Source organism: Rhizobacter sp. P3_B12 (assembly GCF_056402895.1).
On record NZ_JBFUGN010001463.1, the window covers coordinates 1 to 1,054 of the forward strand.

1 protein-coding gene is annotated in these 1,054 nt (G+C 68.7%); it reads right to left on the minus strand.

Features of this window, described 5'->3' with window-relative positions:
- Nucleotides 1–193: 193 nt before the first annotated feature.
- On the minus strand, nucleotides 194–1,054 hold an 861-nt coding region (locus tag AC1D01_RS36105; RefSeq protein WP_477874540.1), incomplete at its 5' end, for an ABC transporter substrate-binding protein.

The following is a 1,054-nucleotide window of genomic DNA, read 5'->3' on the forward strand; positions in this document are numbered from 1 at the left end:
TGTTCCTGCCGAAGCTGCTGGAGGCGGCGGACACGATCTCACGGTTGTTGCAGATGAAGACATAGAGGCTGGCGTAGTTCTGCGCGAGCGATGCGCAGGAACACGCATGGCGCCCCGGGTGACAACCCGGGATCAATCCCCACTTGTTCGCTTGTCACCTCCCCGCACCCGCCTTCCGCGCCAACAACCCGAACTACATCCGCACCCAGCGCAACGCGAGGATGTCGTCGGGCCACTGCACCGCCTTCACCTTCTTCTGCATCGCCCAGCTCAGCGTGCGCCGGTACAGCGGCACGTAGGGCAGGTCTTCGGCGATCAGGCGCAGCGCGACGCCGACCATCGCGCGCCGGCGCATCAGGTCGGGCTCGACGCGGATGCTGTCGATCAGCGTGTCCAGCGCCGGGTTGCTGTAGCGGCCGACGTTGAAGGTGCCCGCCCCGCCCTTGCCGTGGCTGTGGAACAGCGCGTTCAGCGTGGCCCAGGCATYGGTGGTCGGCGTCCAGCCGAACTCGACGAAGCTGCCGGTGGCCTGGCTCAGCTTCGGGAAGAACTGGTTGGTCCCCGACGAGCGCAGCGTCGTGCGGATGCCCACCTGCGCCAGCATCGCGGTGGCGGCCTGGCAGACGTTCTCGCGCCAGGCGATGTTCACGCAGTCGAGCGTCACCGCGAAGCCGTCCGGGTAGCCGGCCTGCGCGAGCAGCTTCTTCGCGGCAGCGGGGTCGTACGGCAGGCGCTTGTCCAACTCGCCCAGCGAGCCATCGACCATCGGCGACAGGAAGGCCCCGGTCGGCGTGCCCTGCCCGCGCAGCACCTTGCCGACGATCAGGTCGACGTTGACCGCCTGGTAGACCGCCTGGCGCACCCGCCGGTCCTTGAACGGGTTGCGGCCCTTCACGTCGGCATCGAGCAGCTGCTCGCGCGACTGGTCGAATGCGAGGTATTGCTGGCCCAGGTCGGCCACCTGCAGCACCGTCAGGCCCGGGTCGGTCTTCAGGCGCGCCACGTCCTGGAACGGCGGGTCCAGCACCAGGTCGACCTCGCCGGAGCTCAGCGC